Genomic DNA, 4,461 nt, shown 5'->3' with positions numbered 1-4,461 from the left:
GTCGTGCCGTTGCGCTGCGTCGATGGCGAGAAAGTCGCGCCGCGGGTCGGGGGTGTCTCCGACGCGGGAGGGCGGGGCCACTCACGCTGCCGCGCGCTGTGGTGACCCGGTACGCCACTGCACCATCAGGCCGCTCCACTTCGCCCGCGCGGCCGCCAGGTGCCGGGCCTTCACGTGGCCGTAGCCGCGGATGTCCTCCGGGATCGCGGCGATCTCCACCGCCAGCGCCAGCCGCGGCGCGTCCAGCGTCGCCAGCAGCTCCTCGATGCAGGCGCGGTACTCGCCGACCAGCGCGCGCTCGGTGCGGCGCTCCTCGGTGCGGCCGAAGGGGTCGAGCGCCGTGCCGCGCAGGCCCTTGAGCCGCGCCAGCAGCCGGAAGGCCCCCAGCATCCACGGGCCATAGCGCCGCTTCAGCGGCTCGCCGCGCGCGTTCTTCTTCGCCAGCCCCGGCGGCGCGAGGTGGTAGCCCAGCTTCACCTCGCCGTCGAACTGCGCAGCGATCTTCGCGTGGAAGGCCGGGTCGGCGTGCAGGCGCGCCACCTCGTACTCGTCCTTGCAGGCCATCAGCTTGAACAGGTAGCGCGCCACCGTCTCGGAGAGCCGGGTCGACTGCAGCGGCGCCTCGGCGGCGCGCACCTTGTCGACGAAGGCGCGGTAGGTCTGCGCGTAGGCCGCGTTCTGGTAGCCGGTGAGGAAGTCGGCGCGCGTGGCCAGCAGCTCGTCGAGCGCGGGCTTCTTCACGAAGGCGATCACCTGCGCCGTCGCGGTGAGGGCCTGCACCGCGGCGAGGTCGTGTGCCGCGCGCCGGCCCCAGGCGAAGGCGGCCCGGTTGCGCTCGACCTGCACGCCGTTGAGCTCGATGGCGCGCAGCAGCGCGGCCTCGCCCAGGGGCACCCAGCCCTTCTGCCAGGCGTAGCCCAGCATCAGCGGGTTGGTGTAGATCGCGTCGCCGAGCAGCGCGGTCGCCAGCCGGTCGGCGTCGAACCTGCCCACCTGCGCGGCGCCGCCGCAGGCCTGCTCGATCACCGCCTCGCAGCGGCCGCCCTGGAACTGCCAGTCGGGGTTGCCGACGAAGGCCGCGGTGGGCGCACCGTGGGTGTTCAGCGCCACGTGGGTGCGGCCCTCGCGCATCACCGCGAGCGTGTCCTTCTTGGCTGCGACGATGGGGTCGCAGGCGATCACCAGGTCGGCCTCGGCGGTGCCGACCCTGGTGCAGTAGAGGGCCTCGGGCCGGTTGGCGATCTGGATGTGGCTCCAGGTCGCGCCGCCCTTCTGCGCCAGGCCGGCGGCGTCCTGCGTGACGACGCCCTTGCCCTCGAGGTGGGCGGCCATGCCGAGCAGCTGGCCGATGGTGATGACGCCGGTGCCGCCGACGCCGGCGACCACGATGCCCCAGGCGCTGTCGGCCCGCGGCAGCACCGGGTCGGGCAACGGCGGTCCGCGGTGCGGGTCGTGCGCGGCGTCGCGCTGCGGCTTCTTCAGCGTGCCGCCGGTCACCGTCACGAAGCTCGGGCAGAAGCCCTTCAGGCAGGAGTAGTCCTTGTTGCAGCTGCTCTGGTTGATGCGGCGCTTGCGGCCGAACGGCGTCTCGACCGGCTCGACCGACAGGCAGTTGCTCTGCACCGAGCAGTCGCCGCAGCCCTCGCACACCAGCTCGTTGATCACCACCGTCTCGGCCGGCGTGGCCATCGTGCCGCGCTTGCGGCGGCGCCGCTTCTCGGTGGCGCAGGTCTGGTCGTAGATGAGGACGGTGCAGCCGGGAACTTCGCGCAGCTCGCGCTGTACCGCGTCGAGCTCGTCGCGGTGCTTCACCGTCACGCCGGGCGCGAGGCCGGTCACGCCGTCGTACTTGCGCGGCTCGTCGGTCACCACGACGATGCGCTTCGCGCCCTCGGCGTCGAGTTCGCGGGTCATCTCGGGCACACGCAGCGTACCGTCGACCGGCTGGCCGCCGGTCATCGCCACCGCGTCGTTGAACAGGATCTTGTAGGTGATGTTCACCTTCGCCGCGATGCTCTGGCGCACCGCCAGCAGGCCCGAGTGGTAATAGGTGCCGTCGCCGAGGTTGGCGAACACGTGGCGGTCGGTGGTGAACGGCGCCTGGCCGACCCAGCTCACGCCCTCGCCCCCCATCTGCGAGAAGGTGGTGGTGCTGCGGTCCATCCACACCGTCATGTAGTGGCAGCCGATGCCGGCCACCGCGCGCGAGCCCTCGGGCACGCGGGTGCTGGTGTTGTGCGGACAGCCGCTGCAGAACCACGGCGCGCGGTCGCCGGTGTCCTGCGTGCTCGCGGCCAGCGCGCGTTCCTTCGCGTCGATCAGCGCCAGCCGCGCCTCGACGTGGGCGCGTGTGTCGGTGTCCAGGCCGCCGAGCTTGAGCAGCCGCTTGCCGATCGCGCGGGCGATGATCGCCGGCGTCAGGTCGGCCTGGGCACGCAGCAGCCAGTTGCCGCTCGGGTTGGGCTGGCTCCATTCGCCGCCCGACAGGTCGCCCTCCGATTCGTCGAACTTGCCCAGCACGTTGGGCCGCACGTCGGGGCGCCAGTTGTAGAGCTCTTCCTTCAGCTGGTACTCGATGACCTGGCGCTTCTCCTCGATCACCAGGATCTCCTGCAGGCCGGTGGCGAACTCGCGCGTGATGGTGGCCTCCAGCGGCCACACCACGCCCACCTTGTGCAGCCGGATGCCGAGGCGGCGGCAGGCCGCGTCGTCCAGGCCCAGGTCGTGCAGCGCCTGGCGCGTGTCGTTGTAGGCCTTGCCGCTGGAGATCAGCCCGAGCCGCGCGTGCGGCGAGTCGATCACCGTGTGGTTGAGCCGGTTCGCGCGCACATAGGCCAGTGCCGCGTACCACTTGTGGTTCATCAGCCGCGCTTCCTGCTCCAGCGGCGCGTCGGGCCAGCGGATGTGCAGGCCGCCGGCGGGCATCGGGAAGTCCTCCGGCAGCACGATCTTCACGCGGTCGGGGTCGACCGAGATCGATGCGGACGACTCCACCACCTCCTGGATGGTCTTCATGCCCGCCCACACGCCGGAGAAGCGGCTCATCGCGAAGGCGTGCAGCCCCATGTCGAGGATCTCCTGCACGCTGGCCGGGAAGAACAGCGGCAGCCCGCAGGCCTTGAAGATGTGGTCGCTCTGGTGGGCCGCGGTGCTGCTCTTGGCGATGTGGTCGTCGCCGGCGATCGCGATCACGCCGCCGTGCTTCGCGGTGCCCGCCATGTTGGCGTGCTTGAACACGTCGGAGCAGCGGTCCACGCCCGGGCCCTTGCCGTACCAGATGCCGAACACGCCGTCGTGCTTGCGGCTCTGCGGGTAAAGATCGAGCTGCTGGGTGCCCCACACCGCGGTGGCGGCCAGCTCCTCGTTGACGCCCGGCTGGAACACCACCTGGTGGGCCGCGAGGTGCTTCTGCGCCTGCCACAGCGCCTGGTCGTAGCCGCCCAGCGGCGAGCCGCGGTAGCCGCTGATGAAACCTGCGGTGTCCAGCCCGGCGGTGGCATCGCGCTGCTGCTGCAGCATCGGCAGCCGCACCAGCGCCTGCACCCCGCTCATGAAGGCCTGCCCGGTCTCGAGGGCGTACTTGTCGTCGAGTGTGACCGTCTCGAGCGCGCGACGGATGGACTCGGGAAGGGGCGCATTCATGGCGGCGGAACTCCTGCGGCGGGCCTGCGGGCAGTGTAGGCAAAGCGTGCGGGGAAGTCTTTTCTTTGTGTGCCCGCTGGGGCATGCTTGGAGCAACGTTGTTGCTCAAATTTGCGAGGAAAAAAACGAATGGCATCGAAAAAGCAGACTTCAGGGCAAACCCGAATCGCCCGGTCGCTGGCGCGGCCGGCCGCTGCGGAGGCCGCACCCGACCCGGCCGGCGACGACGCGCCGCACGCCGCGCTCGACCGCTACGACGTCGCGATCCTCGGTGCGCTGCAGCAGGACGCGCGGCTGTCGAACGCCGAGCTGGCCGCGCGCATCGGGCTGTCCACCGCGCCGACCTGGCGGCGCGTGAAGTGGCTGGAGACGCAGGGCTACATCCGCGGGTACCGCGCCGAGATCGACCGCCGCAAGATCGGCCTGGGCGTGCTGGCCTTCGTGCGCGTCGACGCCGAGCGCAACACGGCCGCGGCGACGCGTGCGCTGGAGGAGGCGATCCGCCGCATCCCGCAGGTCATCGCCTGCCACTACATCAGCGGATCGGGCACCTTCGAGCTGCAGGTCATGACGACCGACCTGGACGCCTTCTCGGCGCTGGCGCTGGAGACGCTGCTGAACCTGCCCAACTTCAAGGACCTGCACACCAGCTTCTCGCTCGGCGAGGTGAAGGCCGGCGCGGCGCTTCCGCTGCAGCACCTGGAGCGCGCCGGGCGCCACTGAGCACCCCCAGGGCCGGGCTGCGCCCAGCCCGCCCCCGCGGGGGGCGAGGAAACTTGGGGCGGCCCGGCGTTTCCTCGAGAGCCGGTCGCCGGCGCG

At 71.4% G+C, this 4,461-nt stretch carries 2 protein-coding genes; one reads left to right on the top strand and one right to left on the bottom strand.

Annotated features, from left to right (window positions below; genetic code table 11):
* Positions 1-81: 81 nt before the first annotated feature.
* Entirely contained in the window at positions 82-3,642 is a 3,561-nt protein-coding gene (locus x551_RS18800; protein ID WP_036250173.1) for an indolepyruvate ferredoxin oxidoreductase family protein, read from the bottom strand.
* Positions 3,643-3,771: 129 nt separating this feature from the next.
* Between x551_RS18800 and x551_RS18795 the strand changes: the two genes are divergently transcribed.
* Positions 3,772-4,365, top strand: coding sequence for an Lrp/AsnC family transcriptional regulator (locus x551_RS18795; RefSeq protein ID WP_011831074.1), 594 nt, complete (start codon positions 3,772-3,774; stop codon positions 4,363-4,365).
* Positions 4,366-4,461: the final 96 nt, after the last annotated feature.

This window comes from Methylibium sp. T29 (genome assembly GCF_000576205.1).
Taxonomy (GTDB): Bacteria; Pseudomonadota; Gammaproteobacteria; order Burkholderiales; family Burkholderiaceae_C; genus Methylibium; species Methylibium petroleiphilum.
This window is presented reverse-complemented; position numbering and strand designations above follow the sequence as displayed.